This window comes from Paenibacillus sp. GD4 (assembly GCF_030846225.1).
GTDB classification, from domain to species: Bacteria; Bacillota; Bacilli; order Paenibacillales; family NBRC-103111; genus Paenibacillus_G; species Paenibacillus_G silviterrae.
The window spans coordinates 414,079-430,123 of sequence record NZ_JAVCYK010000001.1; the positions used below are offsets into that span (position 1 = coordinate 414,079).

19 protein-coding genes are annotated in these 16,045 nt (G+C 51.6%); 5 read left to right on the top strand and 14 right to left on the bottom strand.

The annotated features are described in order from the left end of the window. Nucleotides 1–40: 40 nt before the first annotated feature. The 6 genes from RAC89_RS01850 to RAC89_RS01875 all read right to left on the bottom strand — a co-directional run bounded on the left by RAC89_RS01850 (nucleotide 41) and on the right by RAC89_RS01875 (nucleotide 4,148). Nucleotides 41–259 (bottom strand): hypothetical protein, encoded by a 219-nt coding sequence (locus tag RAC89_RS01850; protein ID WP_284639934.1) that lies wholly within the window; start codon nucleotides 257–259, stop codon nucleotides 41–43. A gap of 183 nt (nucleotides 260–442) precedes the next feature. Continuing rightward, entirely contained in the window at nucleotides 443–1,405 is a 963-nt protein-coding gene (locus RAC89_RS01855; RefSeq protein ID WP_306611393.1) for a metal-dependent hydrolase, read from the bottom strand. Between the two features lie 14 nt (nucleotides 1,406–1,419). After that, a complete protein-coding gene (locus RAC89_RS01860) occupies nucleotides 1,420–2,367 on the bottom strand; it encodes a lysophospholipid acyltransferase family protein (RefSeq protein ID WP_306611394.1) in 948 nt (315 codons plus the stop codon). Between the two features lie 11 nt (nucleotides 2,368–2,378). Beyond that, on the bottom strand, nucleotides 2,379–3,149 hold the full coding sequence (locus RAC89_RS01865; RefSeq protein ID WP_306611396.1) for a GNAT family N-acetyltransferase: 771 nt from the start codon (nucleotides 3,147–3,149) through the stop codon (nucleotides 2,379–2,381). Nucleotides 3,150–3,313: 164 nt separating this feature from the next. Continuing rightward, nucleotides 3,314–4,006, bottom strand: coding sequence for an LrgB family protein (locus RAC89_RS01870; RefSeq protein ID WP_306611398.1), 693 nt, complete (start codon nucleotides 4,004–4,006; stop codon nucleotides 3,314–3,316). Beyond that, nucleotides 3,993–4,148, bottom strand: a complete 156-nt coding sequence (locus tag RAC89_RS01875) for a CidA/LrgA family protein (RefSeq protein WP_306611400.1) — start codon at nucleotides 4,146–4,148, stop codon at nucleotides 3,993–3,995. The genes RAC89_RS01870 and RAC89_RS01875 overlap by 14 nt, the downstream gene beginning before the upstream one ends. Nucleotides 4,149–4,222: 74 nt before the next feature. Between RAC89_RS01875 and RAC89_RS01880 the strand changes: the two genes are divergently transcribed. Together RAC89_RS01880 and RAC89_RS01885 are read left to right on the top strand one after the other, a co-directional pair. Then, a complete protein-coding gene (locus tag RAC89_RS01880) occupies nucleotides 4,223–4,567 on the top strand; it encodes a helix-turn-helix domain-containing protein (RefSeq protein ID WP_306611401.1) in 345 nt (114 codons plus the stop codon). Further along, entirely contained in the window at nucleotides 4,516–5,394 is an 879-nt protein-coding gene (locus RAC89_RS01885; protein ID WP_306611403.1) for an IS3 family transposase, read from the top strand. The genes RAC89_RS01880 and RAC89_RS01885 overlap by 52 nt, the downstream gene beginning before the upstream one ends. 29 nt (nucleotides 5,395–5,423) lie before the next feature. Here RAC89_RS01885 and RAC89_RS01890 read toward each other — a convergent pair whose 3' ends face one another. Next, nucleotides 5,424–5,675 carry a CidA/LrgA family protein gene (locus RAC89_RS01890; protein WP_306611405.1) on the bottom strand — a complete coding sequence of 84 codons (252 nt, stop codon included), beginning with the start codon at nucleotides 5,673–5,675 and terminating at the stop codon, nucleotides 5,424–5,426. A 79-nt stretch (nucleotides 5,676–5,754) separates the two neighbouring features. Between RAC89_RS01890 and tlp the strand changes: the two genes are divergently transcribed. Further along, nucleotides 5,755–5,982, top strand: a complete 228-nt coding sequence (gene tlp / locus RAC89_RS01895; RefSeq protein WP_284639942.1) for a small acid-soluble spore protein Tlp — start codon at nucleotides 5,755–5,757, stop codon at nucleotides 5,980–5,982. Between the two features lie 56 nt (nucleotides 5,983–6,038). On the opposite strand, the gene rnz is transcribed toward tlp, so the two are convergent. Continuing rightward, on the bottom strand, nucleotides 6,039–6,989 hold the full coding sequence (gene rnz, locus RAC89_RS01900; protein ID WP_306611407.1) for a ribonuclease Z: 951 nt from the start codon (nucleotides 6,987–6,989) through the stop codon (nucleotides 6,039–6,041). An 83-nt stretch (nucleotides 6,990–7,072) separates the two neighbouring features. After that, nucleotides 7,073–10,516 (bottom strand): methionine synthase, encoded by a 3,444-nt coding sequence (gene metH / locus RAC89_RS01905; protein WP_306611409.1) that lies wholly within the window; start codon nucleotides 10,514–10,516, stop codon nucleotides 7,073–7,075. A gap of 227 nt (nucleotides 10,517–10,743) precedes the next feature. Between metH and RAC89_RS01910 the strand changes: the two genes are divergently transcribed. Then, entirely contained in the window at nucleotides 10,744–11,286 is a 543-nt protein-coding gene (locus RAC89_RS01910; protein ID WP_306611411.1) for a 1,2-dihydroxy-3-keto-5-methylthiopentene dioxygenase, read from the top strand. A 74-nt stretch (nucleotides 11,287–11,360) separates the two neighbouring features. Here RAC89_RS01910 and RAC89_RS01915 read toward each other — a convergent pair whose 3' ends face one another. The 4 genes from RAC89_RS01915 to RAC89_RS01930 form a co-directional block, all read right to left on the bottom strand. Continuing rightward, entirely contained in the window at nucleotides 11,361–12,152 is a 792-nt protein-coding gene (locus RAC89_RS01915) for an HAD family hydrolase (protein WP_306611413.1), read from the bottom strand. A gap of 41 nt (nucleotides 12,153–12,193) precedes the next feature. Beyond that, nucleotides 12,194–12,709, bottom strand: coding sequence for a hypothetical protein (locus RAC89_RS01920; protein ID WP_306611415.1), 516 nt, complete (start codon nucleotides 12,707–12,709; stop codon nucleotides 12,194–12,196). Nucleotides 12,710–12,737: 28 nt separating this feature from the next. Continuing rightward, a complete protein-coding gene (locus RAC89_RS01925; RefSeq protein WP_284639954.1) occupies nucleotides 12,738–12,941 on the bottom strand; it encodes a DUF896 domain-containing protein in 204 nt (67 codons plus the stop codon). Nucleotides 12,942–13,176: 235 nt separating this feature from the next. Beyond that, complete coding sequence (locus RAC89_RS01930) at nucleotides 13,177–13,542, bottom strand: LysM peptidoglycan-binding domain-containing protein (RefSeq protein ID WP_306611418.1); 366 nt, start codon at nucleotides 13,540–13,542, stop codon at nucleotides 13,177–13,179. A 147-nt stretch (nucleotides 13,543–13,689) separates the two neighbouring features. On the opposite strand from RAC89_RS01930, the gene lexA reads away from it, so the two are divergent. Then, nucleotides 13,690–14,310, top strand: coding sequence for a transcriptional repressor LexA (gene lexA, locus RAC89_RS01935; protein ID WP_284639957.1), 621 nt, complete (start codon nucleotides 13,690–13,692; stop codon nucleotides 14,308–14,310). 316 nt (nucleotides 14,311–14,626) lie between these two features. Here the strand turns inward: lexA and glnA are convergent, their stop codons facing one another. After that, nucleotides 14,627–15,964: a type I glutamate--ammonia ligase gene (gene glnA / locus RAC89_RS01940; protein ID WP_284639959.1), complete on the bottom strand. Its 1,338-nt coding sequence runs from the start codon at nucleotides 15,962–15,964 to the stop codon at nucleotides 14,627–14,629. Nucleotides 15,965–16,045: the final 81 nt, after the last annotated feature.

Below are 16,045 nucleotides of genomic sequence, written 5' to 3' on the forward strand. Positions count from 1 at the left end.
ACTGTCGTATCCTGCGCTTTCCCGGGAAAGTACCCACGGTTTACAGCAGGTCGGAGGAATCATCGTAATCGTATCGAAACCCGTCTTCCCTTGCACTGTCTTCATGGCCAACCGATGCAGTGAGCGCGCTCGTTGCATTCGCCTGCAGTTTGGCGAGCACCTCGCGAAATTGATGAGCCTTCGACTCGTTTCCCTGCACCTTCATTGCCAATTGCAGAGCTTGTTCAATCACAGCGATATCCTGACTCGTAAAGTCCATGACGCAGTACCTCCCTGGTTCGATATCGTGATGGGTTTTTCACCCAATCTATTATCTCCGTTTGCGTACCCGTTATACATGCAATTACGAGATATTCGACGATTTATACAGCGAAATGCGTTCCCCGAAGGAATCGATGTCCGGTACGAGCAGCTGCTTCTTGAAATACACATTCGTATTTAGCTAGACAAAGGGCGGATCCCAAGCTTTTTTCCGCCAGCCAACTCGCTGATGCACCACGTTCAGATCACGATCCAGCTGAACATCAACCCCGAACGGAAGCTTGTGATTATACCAGAAGCGGACGTCTCTCCATTCCACGATGTAGCCATCCTGCTTCTCGGTCCACTTCACATATACACGCTGGGCAAAATGTAAAAACGCCCTCACCCCATCGGTTCCAAGCGTAGCCGTGACGATCGCGTTGTCCTCGTCCTTACGATATACATCCATTACGACAATCCTTCGCCCTTGAATGATCCCCGTATAAAAGCAGTGCTTTGTCTCAAGCACAAACTGCCATCGGAACCAATGCATGCTGGGCACCACATGACAAACGCCGTCCGGGCTCAGCTCCTGTCTCACGCGCCCTATGAGCTGACTATGCTGAAGCGTCCGAATCCCGATATAGAGGAAGGTCATCGCATAGATCGTCAGGAACATCTCGCCGGGATTGCTGTCCGTCGCAACCCAAGCCACTAAGCCCGCCGCATGCAGCGCAAACAAAAAGGGCTCGAACAAAGCCAATACATCCAAATGATGCCACCGCTTGGAAAACGGACGAAAGCACTGCACGCCATACGCATTAAACCAGTCCAGGAAAACATGGAACCCGACGGCCGCGAAGCACCATCCATAGAGCAGCAGCCAATGCTCCATGACACCGAACAGCCACGCAATCGGCAAGGATAAAAGTAAGGGCCACGCCAACAGCGCGGGAAGGGAATGCGTAACCCCCCGGTGTACTCGAATGTAGGCAGCATACCCCTTCCATCTCGCAATCGTGTCCAAATCAGGAGCATGTGACCCCGCTAATGCTGCAACGAGTATCGCTTGAGCGACCTCGGGCTCTGCCGCTGCGACCGGATGAAGCATCGCTAAACCGGCTAGTGTAGCTCCGAACAACAAATGGCTCCCCGTATCCATGCCAGTCACCTCCGTTACGCCGTATGAGCCGAACTCTCCTTAGCAGCATCGGCCATCTCCGGCTCCTGTTCCTCCTCCCAGCGCTCCTGGGCATTAAACCAGTAAAACCATTCCTCCGGGCGTTCCCGAATCACCCGCTCCATGAAGCGGTTCAAAACCTTCGTCGCATCCGACCTTGTCGCTTTTGAGTAGGACGCATAGAGATGAAGTGCAGGCTCGAACCGCAGCCTGTGTGTAAAGCCTTGTTCCCGCCAGCCGTAGAAGGGAATCACCGGCGCCAGCTGATCGATCGACAGCGTTGCAGCCCCATCCGGTGTGCGTGTTACCCGACCGAAGAAGCGGGACCGGGGAAACGACGGTCTCCAGAAATCACCGAGGAGAAACACGACCCCTCCTGCCTGAAGATGCCTGCGCAGCTTGCGAAACAGCTCCAGCGGAGGCGTTTCATCATAATCTAAGCCGGTACAGCCCATGGCCTGAAACGTAAGATACAACGGTCGCAGCTCAGGACTTCCCGATGTAACGACGGTGAGACAGGAATAGTTCTGACACAAATACCAGTAGTAATAGAAAAAGTTGCCGACATGCGGCGTATAGACAATAGCCCCCCGCCCACGCCGCAATGCCTCCGACAAATGCTCCTCCCCTTCTACCTGAAACCGCCGCGCGGCGCTCTCCTCCAACCCAAATGATTCCATAAGCAGCTCGTAAAGCGTTATTACGATATTTTCAAAGTACCGGTATCGATATCGCTGCAGCTCGCGTGGTGTCCGTCCGGGAAGCAAATCGGACATGTTGGATAGAACCGTTCGCTTTATGTTTTTGCCTGCTAAGCCATACAGCATAAAGGCCGATGCCCTGCACAGGAACAGCAGGAAGCTGCTCGGAAGCCGTCTGCTCAGAGCAGCCAGCTGCCTTCGTTTCCGCTCATTCCCCGTTACCTTACCGATCCATTCGTACAAACACCATCACCTTACCTGTTCAGGAAGTGCTTTTTATATCGTCTTGTCACGCGATCCCTTTCTAGAATGATGAAAAAATCGACCGTATCAAAAATAGCGTCGTGAGCCGGATCTCCCCCGATCTCCGCGCCAAGCCACTGGTAGCCCTTCATCAGCGGCGGCAGCCGGCGGAAAATCTCCTTCTCCGATTGTTCGGTCTCCATCATGCCCAGTCCTTGAATCCGGTGAGTCTCCAGCGGCCGGATACCGTAGCGGTCCGTGATGACCCCCTTCTTCCTGAGCATCGTATAGATGGGGTTCAGCTCCTCCAGCTTATGCAGGTGTACGCTGGCGCAGCCGATTAAATATTGATAGTTATGCTCGGTGATATAAGAGGCAATGCCTTCCCACAGCAGCTGAATCGCCCGGCCGCCGCGATAAGCCGGATCGATGCAGCTTCGGCCCAGCTCCAAGGCATGGCGTTTGTAGTCGCCGAAGGAGCTGAGGTCAAATTCCGTCTCCGAGTAGAATCCGATATTCCGGATGGCCCGTTCACCGGGAAGCAGCCGGTAAGTCCCGACGACCGTGTCCGTCTGCACATCCTTAACGATCAGATGATCGCAATAAACGTCGTATTCATCCCGCTCTAGTCCTGATTCCGTGCGCATCAGCATGTTTTTTTCTTCTTCCACGAACACTTGATACCGGAGCCGCAATGCCTGCTCCACTTCCTGATCATTTGCCGCCAGGGCTACGGTAAGATAGGATAGCGGCGCGGTAAGACTGCCAGCGGATTCAATCATCAATAGGCACCCTCTTTCTGAGGCTTGGATGGATGAAGATGTTATCCAGCTAAGCGTAGCAAACGAATATTAAGCGAACGTTTTCGGATTTTTAAGCTTTTGTAAGGATGGAAAAAATAGGAGAATGCAAAAAAGCTGCTCGTCAGAGCAGCTCCTTCCACATTTTAATGAAGCCAAGCATATAAAGGAATAAATAGGAACGAGGTCAAAATCGCCGTTACCCCCATGGCAAAGCCGCTGACACTTCCCTGCAGCTCGGAGTCTCGGATGACCCGGGCCGTGCCGATGCCATGAGCCGAGGTGCCGATAGCCGTGCCGAGAGCAATATCGTCCCGAACGCCTGCCGCGCGCAACAGACCCGGTCCGAACATACTGCCGATAAGACCCGTCAGCACCGTAAGAACAGCCGTCAACTCCGGGATCCCTCCGGCTTGTCGTGAAATTTCCAGTGCAATGGGAGAGGTTACCGACTTCGGCATCATTGTGATGAGAAGCTCCATCGAGCCGCCAAGGCTCCACACAAGTCCGGCCGAAAGCAGCAAAGCGCTAAGCGTGCCTACCGTAATACCGGTTACGATGGAGGCGAAGCTGCTGCGGATTTTACTAGCGTTTTTATAAAGTGGAACACCTAAGGCAACGGTCGCAGGTCCCAGGAAAAAAGTGATATAATCGCCGCCACGGCGGTAAGATTCATACGGTATTTTTGATAGAAGTAATACCACGATGATTACGGCTGAGCAAAGAAACAGCGGATGCAGATTTCGGTATTTGTTATGTACCGATAGGGATAAAGCATAGACGATGACCGTCAGTGAGACGCCGAACAGCGGTGTATTTGAAAGCTCAGCCAGCATCATGCTGCTTCTCCTTCCCGCGAAGCCGAGTCAGCTTAACGGTCCACCCGGTGATAAGCAGAACGCCAATCGTGCTACCGAACAAACTGATTAGAATGACCACGGCCTGCTCGCCGATTAGAGGAAAAAACACCATCGTCCCCATGAGGTGCACCCCCTATAATAGACATTGGAAAAACCCCTGGTTAATCCGATGAATTATAGGGGGTGCATTTTTTCATGGCGATTAAAGGACAAAAGTTCAAATCATACTCAGATGAAATGAAAAAAGAGGCGGTTCGCCTACACGTTGAGGAGAAATGGAGCTACCGGCAGATCACCGAGCACTTCGGAATCCAAGACAAGGATAGAGTCAAGAGGTGGATGCGTAAATTTAGAGAGGCTGGAGAGTTTGGGCTGTTGGATCAACGAGGACGGCGAGAGGAATACATAGATCAGGATCGTCACATGAAGCAGCTTAAGCGGGAGAATGAAGTCCTAAAAAAGTGTTTGAAAATCTGGAAGCAGGAGGTGTGCAAGGAAAGTATCGCATCATTGAATCGGCCGCAGAGCAATATCCAATAACGGAACTCTGCAGCATATTGGGCGTATCCAGAAGTGGATATTATCGCTTTCTGAGCAAACAAGGTGTGGACAAAGACCAAGAGACGAAAGAACGAATCAAGGCCATTTATGAGCAGCGAAATGGAACCTATGGATACCGGAGGATTGTGATGGAGCTGGAACGACAATTTGATGAGAAGGCCAACCACAAGAGGGTGCTTCGGTTGATGCAAGTGCTAGGATTAAAGGCAGTCATCCGAAGAAGACGCAACTATCGTAGTACATACCAGGCGGCGGAAGCTGCCGGCCGGGTTGCAGAGAACTTGCTGCAGCGTGACTTTAAGGCAGACAAGCCAAATCAGAAGTGGGTAACGGATGTGACACAGTATCGTGTTGGGGATGAGAGGCTATACTTGTCGGCCATCAAGGACTTGTGCAGCAACGATATCGTTGCATATCACATAAGCAAGCGTAACGACAATGAATTGGTCCTAGAAACGTTTAAAGCCGCGTTCGAAACGCAAAAAGACGTGACTGATAAGATAGCCGGATTGATCGTTCACAGCGACCAAGGCTTCCAGTACACGTCTCATGCTTACCATGACATGCTGCCTACGGTTGGCGCCCAAATCAGCATGTCCCGACGCGGCAATTGTTTAGACAACGCCGCCATGGAGAGCTTCTTCTCGCATCTCAAAGCGGAAGCGCTCTATCCCTATGATATCCGTTCTTTGGACGAGGCACAACGGAGAATAGAGGAATTTATACATTTTTATAATCATGAGAGAATACAGAAAAAACTAAACAAGCTGACACCGTTGGAGTTCCGGCGCCAGCTTGCATCCTAGGGCTTTTTTTAATGTCTACAAAATTGGGGCTAGACCACCACGACGAAGGGGGTAAAAAATAAAAGCATATGCTGTATCAAAAACTGTGCCGATTGCTCCACCCATTCGAGCTTCACAATGCCTGCAAATAAACTTAAGGTAAACAACAGGAGTCCGATCACATTGGCCGGCAGCGGGAGCTGAAGTGCCCCTTGAAGCCAAGTTCCTAGCAAATAATAACCAAGTAAAATAGCAAAGCCTTGCACGCTGTACAAGTCCCCTTCCTGCAACTTACTGTGCATATAGACCCTAACGAAGTGGCATCGTAATGGTGGCGCCGATGCGCCGAGCAACCACCATTTCGAAGGAGTTGATCGCAACATGGCCAAGCCGGATAACCGTGCCGACAATGTAGAGCATCTGCAAAGCAATATTAACCATACCATCGCCAACCTGGAGGAAGCGGAAGAGTATCTTGCCGAGCATGCGGACGAGATTACGCCTCAAGACAAGGAGCAAATCCTTGAGAAGAATGCCCGCCGCCGCGAGAGCTTAAGCTCTTTCCGTTCCGAAATTAGGGATGAGGCGCTTAATCAACGAAATCAATAAGTTTTTGCTTTATCGGAGACCTCCGTTCCCTTCAAGGGACGGGGGCTCCATCTCCATTACAAGGATGCATCCCGCTTGACAGCTGGAATCTCGAATCGAAAATGATCGTGCGCCAAATAGGTGCTCTCATGAATCTCTTTGGCCTCCTGCACAAGCAGCTCCGCCTCCGCTCCTTGATATCTGGAACTGATATGAGTCAGTATCAAGTGCTTGGCGCCTGCCTCATGGGCCGTTCTAGCCGCATCCATCGCAGTGGAATGATCGTAATCGATGGCCAGCTGCTTCTTATGTTCCGCAAATGTCGCCTCATGCACCAAAACATCCGCCCCTCTCGCCAGCTCTAGACTGCCAGGACAAGGCTGTGTATCGCCCAGAATCGTCACGACCCGGCCGGCGCTTGAAGGACCTACGAAGTCCGCTGCCTTCAGCACCGTTCCGTCGTCCAGTGCCACATCTTCTCCCCGTTTGATCCTGCCGAACAAGGGACCTGATGCCAGGCCAAGCTCCTTCAGCTTTTGTACCTGCAGCTGGCCTTTTTGAGGCTTCTCGACGATTCGATAACCGTAGCTCTCCACCCGATGAACAAGCGGGGCGATATGTACCTCGAAGCCTGCGTCCTCGAACAACAAGCCCTGCCGGTCCTTCTCCAGTTCAATGATGTTAAGCTCATAGATCAAGTGCGACTGACTGATCTGCAGTACCAGCTCGATGAAGGCTTTAATCCCCTTAGGACCATAAATAGTGAAGGGCTGCTCTCCTCCAAGGTAGGAACGGCTCGACAGAAGACCCGGTAATCCGTAGAGATGATCTCCGTGAAGATGCGTGATGAACAGCTTCTCCAGCTTGCTCATTTTGACCGGAGACCGCAAAATCTGATGCTGCGAGCCTTCCCCGCAGTCAAACATCCAGTAAGAATTCCGCTCGGCCAGCAGATTCAACATAACCGAGGTCACGTTGCGTTCCTTAGAGGGCATTCCCGCCCCTGTGCCGAGAAAATAAAGCTCCAAACCGACCGACTCCGTTTCATGATGAATTTCGTATGGATAAAGGAAAGAGTGAGGCAGCTCATGCCCCACCCTTTATAGTATGCCTAACTTTTTTCCACATTAAAATATCTTGCCTGCGGATGAGCAAAAACGATGGCCGATACGGAAGCTTCCGGCTCCATCATGCTGCCTTCGGTCAGCTCCACTCCAATATCCTCCGGATTCAGAAGAGCGAACAGCTGCTTCTGATCGTCCAGATCCGGACACGCCGGATAACCGAACGAGAACCGCTGGCCGCGGTACTTCGCCCCGAAGCGCTCCTGCATTGTCATATCGGCCGGATCCGGGAAGCCCCATACGTCGCGCATCATCTGGTGAACACGCTCTGCGAAAGCTTCTGCGGTTTCAAGGGCGGTCGCCTGCAGCACGTGAGAGCGGAGATAATCTCCCTTATCTCTCATGATCGTAGCACGATCGCTAACGCCATGACCTGCCGTCACGACCAGGAAGCCTACATAGTCCATTTCTCCGCTGTCCACAGACTTCAGATAATCGGCCAAGCAGAGGAACGGCTCTGTTCCTTGCCGCGGGAACGTGAATTTCTGCAGCACCTTCGTATGATCCTGAGGATCATAGACAAGCACCTCGTTGCCGTTCGACTGAGCAGGGAAGAAGCGGTACATGGCATGAGCTTTGATGACGCCTTCGCGCTGCGCCTCCTCCAGAATTTGATCCACCGTTTCCTTCAGCTGCACCGCCTTCGAATCCTTGTCCTCCAGCAGCTTCTCTACCTTGCCCTTCAGACCCAAATGGTGACCCAGCAGCATCTGCATGTTGATGTATGGGATCAAATGGCTGATCGGATAATCACGCAGCACGTGACGCTTCAGGTCCGGCGGCACCTGTACCGGTACCGTGTGGTCCACGTCGGAGCTCTTCACCCTGGTCAGCGCCGGCATCTGATCTTCCTTGCGTCCGGCTTCCTTAACATCCGAGTCCACGCTCTCCCGAAGCTGCTGAATCAGCACTTTACGCTGCTCCGGATCGCTCAGCTTGTTGGCGATATCCAGTCCGTCCATTGCGTCCTTAGCATATACAACGATTCCATCGTACTCAGGGGCGATCCGCGTTTTCGTAAACTTTCTGGTCAAGGCCGCGCCGCCGACCAGAATCGGCACATCGATGCCGGCATTCTTCAAGTCTTGCGCCGTTACGACCATTTGCTGCGCGGATTTCACGAGAAGACCTGATAAACCGATCGCATCCGGCTTTTCCTTCCGGTATGCTTCGATCAACTGCTCCGGCGGCACCTTGATGCCAAGATTTATAATGTGATAGCCATTGTTGGACAAAATAATCTCAACAAGATTTTTTCCGATGTCGTGCACGTCGCCCTTGACCGTTGCCAGAATGATTTTCCCTTTCACGGCGGACTCATTCTTCTCCATAAACTGCTCAAGGAACGCTACGGAAGCTTTCATGACCTCGGCGCTTTGGAGCACCTCGGCAACGATCAGCTCGTTGTTATTGAACAAACGGCCAACCTCTTCCATTCCCCTCATGAGCGGACCGTTGATGACTTCCAGCGGCGAATATTTCTTAAGCGCCTCCTCCAGATCCGGAATGAGACCCTCCTTCGTACCTTCAATGACATAGGAGCCGAGTCGCTCCTCCAGAGACAGGTTCGAAATTTTCTCTTTCTTCTCTACGTTCTTCTCACGGAAATGCGCGACGAAGGCTGCAAGCGTCTCATCCGTAGTGTTGAAAATGAGGTTCTCTGCCAGCTGTCTTTCCTCTTCCGGTATGGAAGCATAACGCTCCAGCGCTTCCGTGTTCACAATCGCATAGTCCAATCCGGCCTTGGTACAGTGGTACAAGTAAACGGCGTTGAGCACCTCGCGGCCGGCCGGCGGAAGACCGAAGGAAATGTTACTTAAGCCGAGGATCGTCTTACATGCCGGATATTTTTCCTTGATCATCCGGATCCCCTCGATCGTTTCCACAGCGGAACCGATATATTGCGGGTCACCCGAGCCGATCGGGAACATGTTCGGGTCGAAAATAATGTCCTCTGCCTTCATTCCATACTTCCCTGTCAGCAGGTCGTAGGCGCGCGTTGCGACCTCCAGCTTGGCCTGGCGGGAAACGGCCTGCCCCCGCTCATCGATCAGGATCATGACGACAGCGGCGCCGTATTTATGAATCAACGGAACGATGCTTTCGAATTTCGTTTCGCCATCCTCAAGGTTGATTGAGTTAATGATGGCCTTCCCTTGCGAATATTTCAATCCCAGCTCGATGATATGGTCGTAAGTGGAGTCAATCATGAGTGGGACCTTTACCTTCTTGACGACCTGCGAAAGGAATTGCTCCATCGCATAGGCTTCATCGATATCCGTATCCTGGAGGTTGATGTCAACGACCTGAGCGCCGTTCTTTACCTGAGCACGGGCGATTTCGGAGCCTTCCTCGAATTTGCCTTCCTTGATCAGACGCTTGAACTTCCGGGAGCCGGAAACGTTCGTACGTTCACCGACCATAACGGGACGGTTGGCATCCTCGATGTAAATGGTCTCAATCCCGGAAACCGCCGGAGGGTGCGTACCCTTCTGCTCTCTAGGCTTGTAGTTCTTCAATGTCTCTGCCATAGCCTGAATATGAGCAGGCGTCGTTCCGCAGCAGCCCCCGGCAATGTTGATCCAGCCCTGCTCCGCAAAGCCAGCCAGCTTCTTCGCAAGCGAATCGGGGGACTCGTGATATTGTCCGTTCTCATCCGGCAGCCCCGCGTTCGGGTAACAGCTCACAGCCGTTCCTGCAATGTCGGATAACGTACGGATATGATCGCGCATGAATTCCGGGCCTGTTGCACAGTTCAAGCCGATGGAGATCGGGTTCAGGTGTTCCAGAGAAATGTAAAAGGATTCAATGTTCTGGCCCGCCAGCGTGGTTCCCATCGGCTCAATAGTACCGGAGATCATAATCGGCAGCGTACGGCCGAGCGTTTCGAACGCCTTGCGAATCCCGATGCTGCCTGCCTTTACGTTCAGCGTGTCTTGGGAGGTCTCAAGCAGCAGCGCATCCACGTCCGATTCGATCAAGGCTAAAGCCTGCTCATAATAGCTGTCCACCAGTTCTTCGAACGTCACGCCGCCGGTAACGGATAACGTCTTTGTCGTAGGCCCCATGGCGCCCGCGACATAACGAGGCCACTCCGGTGTGCTATATTTCTTGGCCGCTTCCACCGCCAGTTTCGCTGCGATCAGGTTCAGCTCTCTGGCACGGTCCTGCAGATCATATTCAGCCAAGACCACACTAGTGGAGCCGAACGTATTCGTCTCTATAATATCAGCGCCCGCCGCAAAATACGCCTCATGAATTTTCGAGATGACATCCGGGCGAGTAATACATAAGTATTCGTTACAGCCTTCCAGGTCCTCTCCGCCAAAATCTTCTGCGGTCAGGTTTTCCTGTTGGATCATGGTTCCCATCGCACCGTCAAGAATGAGAATCTTCTTCTTAAGCTGATCTTGCAAACTAACCTTAGTCATTGCCAAACCCCTTTCAAATGCCGCCCTCAATCAACAAAAAGTGACTTCTAATTTAACCCATAGTGTAACAGAAATGTGACATGATGAAAAGCGACAAATCATGTGATGGTCTTGATTCTTTATATATCCGATCGGTTTGGTCGTATTAACACTATCGACAGATGCCCCTCCTTCCACTATAATACTGTTTAGTAGGAATTGAATACCAAGGGGAAAGAGGGATCCGTATGGCAGAAATTCGTATCCGCAGCACCAATGAACGCATCACCGGCGAAGAGCAGGTGAAGGCCTTTTTGAATAAACAAGAAGTACTTTACGAGCACTGGAATGAGAAGAAGCTGCCGGCCGAGCTGCAAGAGAAGTTTGTTTTGTCCGATGAGGAGAAGGCACAAATCCTGTCTACCTTCGACGAAGAAATTCGCGACCTGGCCAGCCGCCGCGGCTACCGCACCTGGGATATCGTGGCATTGTCGGACGCGACTCCGAATCTGGATGAGCTGCTGAAGAAATTCGAGCAGGTTCATACGCATACGGAGGATGAAGTTCGTGCTATTACTGCCGGCAAAGGCATCTTTATTATTAAAGGCACCGATGATGTCGGCTACTTCGATGTTGAGCTGACGGCAGGAGACGTGATTTCCGTTCCGGAGCATAAGCCTCATTTCTTCACTCTTATGGAAAATCGCCAGATTGTAGCCGTTCGACTCTTCATTGAGACAGAAGGCTGGATCGCTCATCCGTTTGAAGATCCTGCTTTCCAACAGGCATAAGCCTCTTCATGACCATAATGAAAGCCCGTCACCGATTCATTCGGCCGACGGGCTTTGTTTATTGAATAAATGAATTATAGCGAATCAATAACACCTTGAATGTCACGCAAGCTGGTAATTTCGAAAGCCGGAGCGATCTCGTCCCCGCGGGTCAGACCGTGACGGTTGATCCACATGTTGCGCATACCGACCTTGTTCGAGCCCAAAATATCCGTAGTCAGCTTATCTCCGATCATAACGCCTTCCTCTGCGGAGATGTTCAGCAGCTTCATCGCATGATGAAAAATGCCTTCAGCCGGCTTGCCTTCCCCAAATTCACCGGAGATCACGATATGGTCGAAGTAAGGAGCCAGCTCGGGTACGCCGGCCAGCTTCTCCTTCTGCAGATCGGGAGAGCCGTTCGTTAGGAGCAGCAGCTGGTATTTGGATTTTAATTGATCCAGCACCTCGAAGGTTTCCTCATAAACGATCGGACGGCTGCGTCTCTCAGCCGGGAACAGCTCCGCTAATCGGGCACCCAGCTCCGCATCTTCTATCCCTAACGCCTTCAGTCCTCTTGTCCAGGACTGCTTGCGGTATTCCGGGGCCAGCGCCTCCAGCTTGCGGAACTCTTCCTGCTCGCCCTGACTGAACCGTGCCCACAATCCTTCGAACGGATTGATCCCGATCATCTTGGTGAACGGAAACGTTTCGTAGGACTCATACAATGCCCTGGCTTCACTTCTAACCGCTTCCTCAAGATGAGCAGGCTCAATGGCATAATGCTTGGCCGCCTCCTCGCACGTTGCTGCGAACGCTTCCTTCACGCTGCGCTCATCCCACAGCAGCGTGTCATCCAGATCAAACAAAACCGCTTTAATAGCCATTTTCCTTGTCTCCCCCAAAACCCATAAATATGTTTACTTGTCTAGGCCTCATTCTTAACCGGAATCGAATGACGGCCGGCAAACTCCTTCAAGCCTTCCTGCATGGAAGCGATGGAGAAGCGGTGAAACATTCGGGTGAACACCCAACGGGTGTTTTTGCCCTTGAAGCCGATAGTAACACTATCCTTATGAAACACAAACTCGCTAATGTCATCATGCTTGAAGGTACGATCTCCGCCAAACCGGCGGGAAGTAATCGAATCCTTCCCTACCTTCAAATAAGGACGACGCAGCCAGAAAATAAACAAGCCGAGGAAAATGTAGCTGCCCCCGGTGATCCAGTACAGGTTATCGTCCTGCCTGGTTTCACGGAAAATAATGAAGCAAAAAATCCCTGTCAGCACGAGCAGGATTGGCAAAAACCAGCTTCTTCCCCGATAAACCGTAGACTCCTCCGTTGTTGTCGCAGCGGTTATTTGTTGTTTCCCGTACTTCTGCCGATGCTTGTTCGCCATCTTACGATTGCGTCGGACCATGCGTTCCCAGTTACGCGCCATTTCCAATACCCCTTATTGTCCGTTTACCCTATTTTTTCTCTTCCTCATCGTCGACAAACTTAATGTTATCCAGCTGGGATCGTAACGAAGATTTGAACGCGTCGATATATTTCCTTCTTAGCTCGTTACGCTCTACCACTTCCTCATCGGTGAGTCCGTCCGCCTTCGCTTTGCGGGCCAGCTCATTAATCCGCTTGACGTTCGCATCGTGTTCGCTTTCGTGTTCGCTCATGACTACCCTCCAAGTTATGACTTGTCCAATGGTGATGAAGGAAACCTGCATTTACCTCATCGTCCCTTAATACTTTGACACTAAGGGGTAGGATTGTCAAGTGACGAGAGGGGAATGATCGAGAATACCAAGCATAGAAAAAAGGCGCTGCTTCGGATTCGACAGCACCTTCATCTTATAGTAAGACCCGCGTATTATCACAACTAAAAATTGTAATGGTCATAGCTAAACCCACTCACGGAAGCAACAGCTTCTGCCCTACTTTAACATTGCTGTTCTTCAGCCCGTTCATCTTCCTCAGCTCATGCACATAATCACGAACATCCGTTCCCTTCGTTGCGTGTTCAGTAGCGATCGACCATAGCGTCTCCCCCTGGTCCACGATAACCACTGCCTGCTCGGGCTCACTTTCAGTCGCAGCATAAGCGTCCTGGTCGCCGAACAGCGAAGCACCGAAGGCTCCGAAAGATAAGAAAAGCAATAAGGCCGTCACGGTAAAGATCACACGAGCGTTTAAGCCGTTGTTCTTCTTCTTGCTATGTAGCTGCTTGGACTCGTCAGCAGAATTGTATCTATGAATAAGTGTAGGATTTTGAATCATTAGTAATCGCCCCCCCAAACATTTGTTCTGTTCATAATATAACACGAACAAATGTTTGTGTCAACGATTTTTCGAACTCATGTTTGTACGAACTCCGGTTCTGTGTTATACTCCAAGTAATGATTACCAAAATTGGAGTTGATACGAATGAGCAAGATTTCCAACCGCCAACAGGCGATTTTGGATTTCATTAAGAATGAAGTTCGGGACAAGGGGTATCCCCCTTCGGTTAGAGAGATCGGCGAAGCGGTCGGACTCGCTTCCAGCTCCACGGTACACGGACATCTGGAGCGTTTGGAGAAGAAGGGGTTAATTCGCCGCGACCCTACCAAGCCGCGGGCCATCGAGATTTTGGACGGTACGGAGAATGACGGCGCTTATTCGGTGTCCGTTGCCCGCGTGCCATTAATCGGACGAGTTACGGCAGGCGTCCCGATCACCGCTACGGAGAACATTGAGGATTACTTCCCTCTGCCAAGCCACTTCGTTGGCGACAATAAGGTTTTTATGCTGAGCGTCATCGGGGATAGCATGATTGAAGCCGGCATTCACAACGGGGACTATGTCATCGTCCGCCAGCAGCAGACCGCGAATAACGGAGAGATCGTGGTGGCTATGACAGAGGAAGACGAGGCGACTGTAAAAACCTTCTATAAGGAAAAGGATCACATTCGTCTTCAGCCGGAGAATCCCGCACTGGAGCCGATCCGCTTGAAGCACGTGACCATTCTCGGCAAAGTCATCGGCCTCTTTAGAGATATTCATTAAACTCACAAACGCTCCAATCTACTTCACGGTAGAAGGAGCGTTTTTTATTGGCAACTGAAAGACTCTCCCGAAATCTGCAATAGTACAACTTTGAAGCCTTCAAAATCGTCACTTAAGACGTATTTCTGCGAATAAGCACCAATATACGGGGTGAATTGCTATCAGCAGCCTCTTTCCCCATACATTTTTGTATAATCGCACAAATGCACCAATGCCCCCCTTTCGCAATCCATTTGTTGTGCATTTGCAGAAATCGGGCAAAAAAGAAAAAGACCCGGATGAGATCACAAAAGGATCTCATTCGGGTCTCACTAGCTTAATATAAGGTCAAATACTGCTCGCGTTCCCATGCGTGAACCTGCGTGCGGTAGATATCCCACTCGATTTCCTTCAGCTCAACGAAATGAGCCAGTGCATGATCGCCCAATGCATCGCAGATGACGTCATCGCGCAGCAGCTCGTCGATCGCTTGCTTCAGATTCACCGGCAAGCTCGGAATCCCCTGCTCTTCGCGCTCCTCTTCCGTCATCACGTAGATGTTACGGTCGGTTGGAGGCGGCAGCTGGGTCTTGTTCTTGATACCGTCCAGGCCGGCCTTCAGCATAACCGCCAGCGCCAAGTAAGGATTCGCTGCCGGATCCGGGTTACGCACTTCTACGCGTGTACTCACGCCGCGGGATGCCGGAATCCGGATCATCGGGCTGCGGTTGCTCGCCGACCAAGCTACGTAGCAAGGTGCCTCATAGCCTGGTACCAAACGCTTATACGAGTTAACGGTAGGGTTCGTGATCGCAGCGAACGCGCGCGCGTGCTTCAAGATACCTGCCATATATTGTCTGGCCGTAGCGCTCAGACCCAGCTTGTCGCTCTCGTCATAGAACGCGTTCTCGCTGCCGCGGAACAAAGACTGGTGACAGTGCATGCCGGAGCCGTTCACACCGAACAATGGCTTTGGCATGAAAGTGGCATGCAGCCCATGCTGACGGGCTACGGTTTTCACTACAAGCTTGAACGTTTGAATCTGGTCAGCGGCCTTCAAGGCATCCGCATATTTGAAATCGATTTCGTGCTGACCCGGAGCAACCTCATGGTGAGAAGCTTCGATTTCGAAGCCCATTTCCTCCAGCGTGAGAACGATCTCGCGGCGGCAATTTTCGCCAAGGTCTGTAGGAGCAAGGTCAAAATAACCGCCTTGATCGTTCAGCTCCATGGTCGGGTTGCCCTTCTCATCGGTCTTGAACAGGAAAAATTCCGGCTCCGGACCTACGTTCATCGCTGTATAGCCCATCTCTTCGGCTTCCTTCAGCGCCGCCTTCAGAATGCCGCGAGGGTCTCCCGGGAACGGACGGCCGTCCGGCAAATAAACGTCACAAATCAAACGGGCAACGCGATCTTCCGTAACCCAAGGGAACACAACCCAAGTATTTAAATCAGGGTATAAGTACATGTCGGATTCTTCAATACGAACGTAGCCTTCGATCGAGGAGCCGTCGAACATCATTTTGTTGTCGAGAGCCTTCTCCAGCTGACTTAACGGGATTTCCACGTTCTTGATGGTGCCCAGCAGGTCGGTAAACTGCAAGCGAATAAATCTTACATTCTCTTCCTTGGCAATACGCAGAATATCTTCTTTCGTATACTTCTTGTCTGGCACTGGAATCTCTCCTCCTTAGACTATGTACAAAGGTAACGGAGCACTTCAGGAGCCTGCCTGTGCCTGCCGCCCTCTGTACTC

Bases quoted from the DNA above. Each gene is read 5' to 3' on its own strand.
- RAC89_RS01865 (WP_306611396.1), bottom strand. From the start codon at position 3,149: ATGATTGAATCCGCTGGCAGTCTTACCGCGCCGCTATCCTATCTTACC.
- RAC89_RS01880 (WP_306611401.1), top strand. From the start codon at position 4,223: ATGGCGATTAAAGGACAAAAGTTCAAATCATACTCAGATGAAATGAAA.
- RAC89_RS01930 (WP_306611418.1), bottom strand. From the start codon at position 13,542: ATGATTCAAAATCCTACACTTATTCATAGATACAATTCTGCTGACGAG.
- RAC89_RS01870 (WP_306611398.1), bottom strand. From the start codon at position 4,006: ATGATGCTGGCTGAGCTTTCAAATACACCGCTGTTCGGCGTCTCACTG.
- lexA (WP_284639957.1), top strand. From the start codon at position 13,690: ATGAGCAAGATTTCCAACCGCCAACAGGCGATTTTGGATTTCATTAAG.
- RAC89_RS01925 (WP_284639954.1), bottom strand. From the start codon at position 12,941: ATGAGCGAACACGAAAGCGAACACGATGCGAACGTCAAGCGGATTAAT.
- tlp (WP_284639942.1), top strand. From the start codon at position 5,755: ATGGCCAAGCCGGATAACCGTGCCGACAATGTAGAGCATCTGCAAAGC.
- RAC89_RS01915 (WP_306611413.1), bottom strand. From the start codon at position 12,152: ATGGCTATTAAAGCGGTTTTGTTTGATCTGGATGACACGCTGCTGTGG.
- RAC89_RS01920 (WP_306611415.1), bottom strand. From the start codon at position 12,709: ATGGCGCGTAACTGGGAACGCATGGTCCGACGCAATCGTAAGATGGCG.
- RAC89_RS01910 (WP_306611411.1), top strand. From the start codon at position 10,744: ATGGCAGAAATTCGTATCCGCAGCACCAATGAACGCATCACCGGCGAA.
- RAC89_RS01890 (WP_306611405.1), bottom strand. From the start codon at position 5,675: ATGCACAGTAAGTTGCAGGAAGGGGACTTGTACAGCGTGCAAGGCTTT.
- RAC89_RS01855 (WP_306611393.1), bottom strand. From the start codon at position 1,405: ATGGATACGGGGAGCCATTTGTTGTTCGGAGCTACACTAGCCGGTTTA.
- RAC89_RS01850 (WP_284639934.1), bottom strand. From the start codon at position 259: ATGGACTTTACGAGTCAGGATATCGCTGTGATTGAACAAGCTCTGCAA.
- RAC89_RS01875 (WP_306611400.1), bottom strand. From the start codon at position 4,148: ATGGGGACGATGGTGTTTTTTCCTCTAATCGGCGAGCAGGCCGTGGTC.
- metH (WP_306611409.1), bottom strand. From the start codon at position 10,516: ATGACTAAGGTTAGTTTGCAAGATCAGCTTAAGAAGAAGATTCTCATT.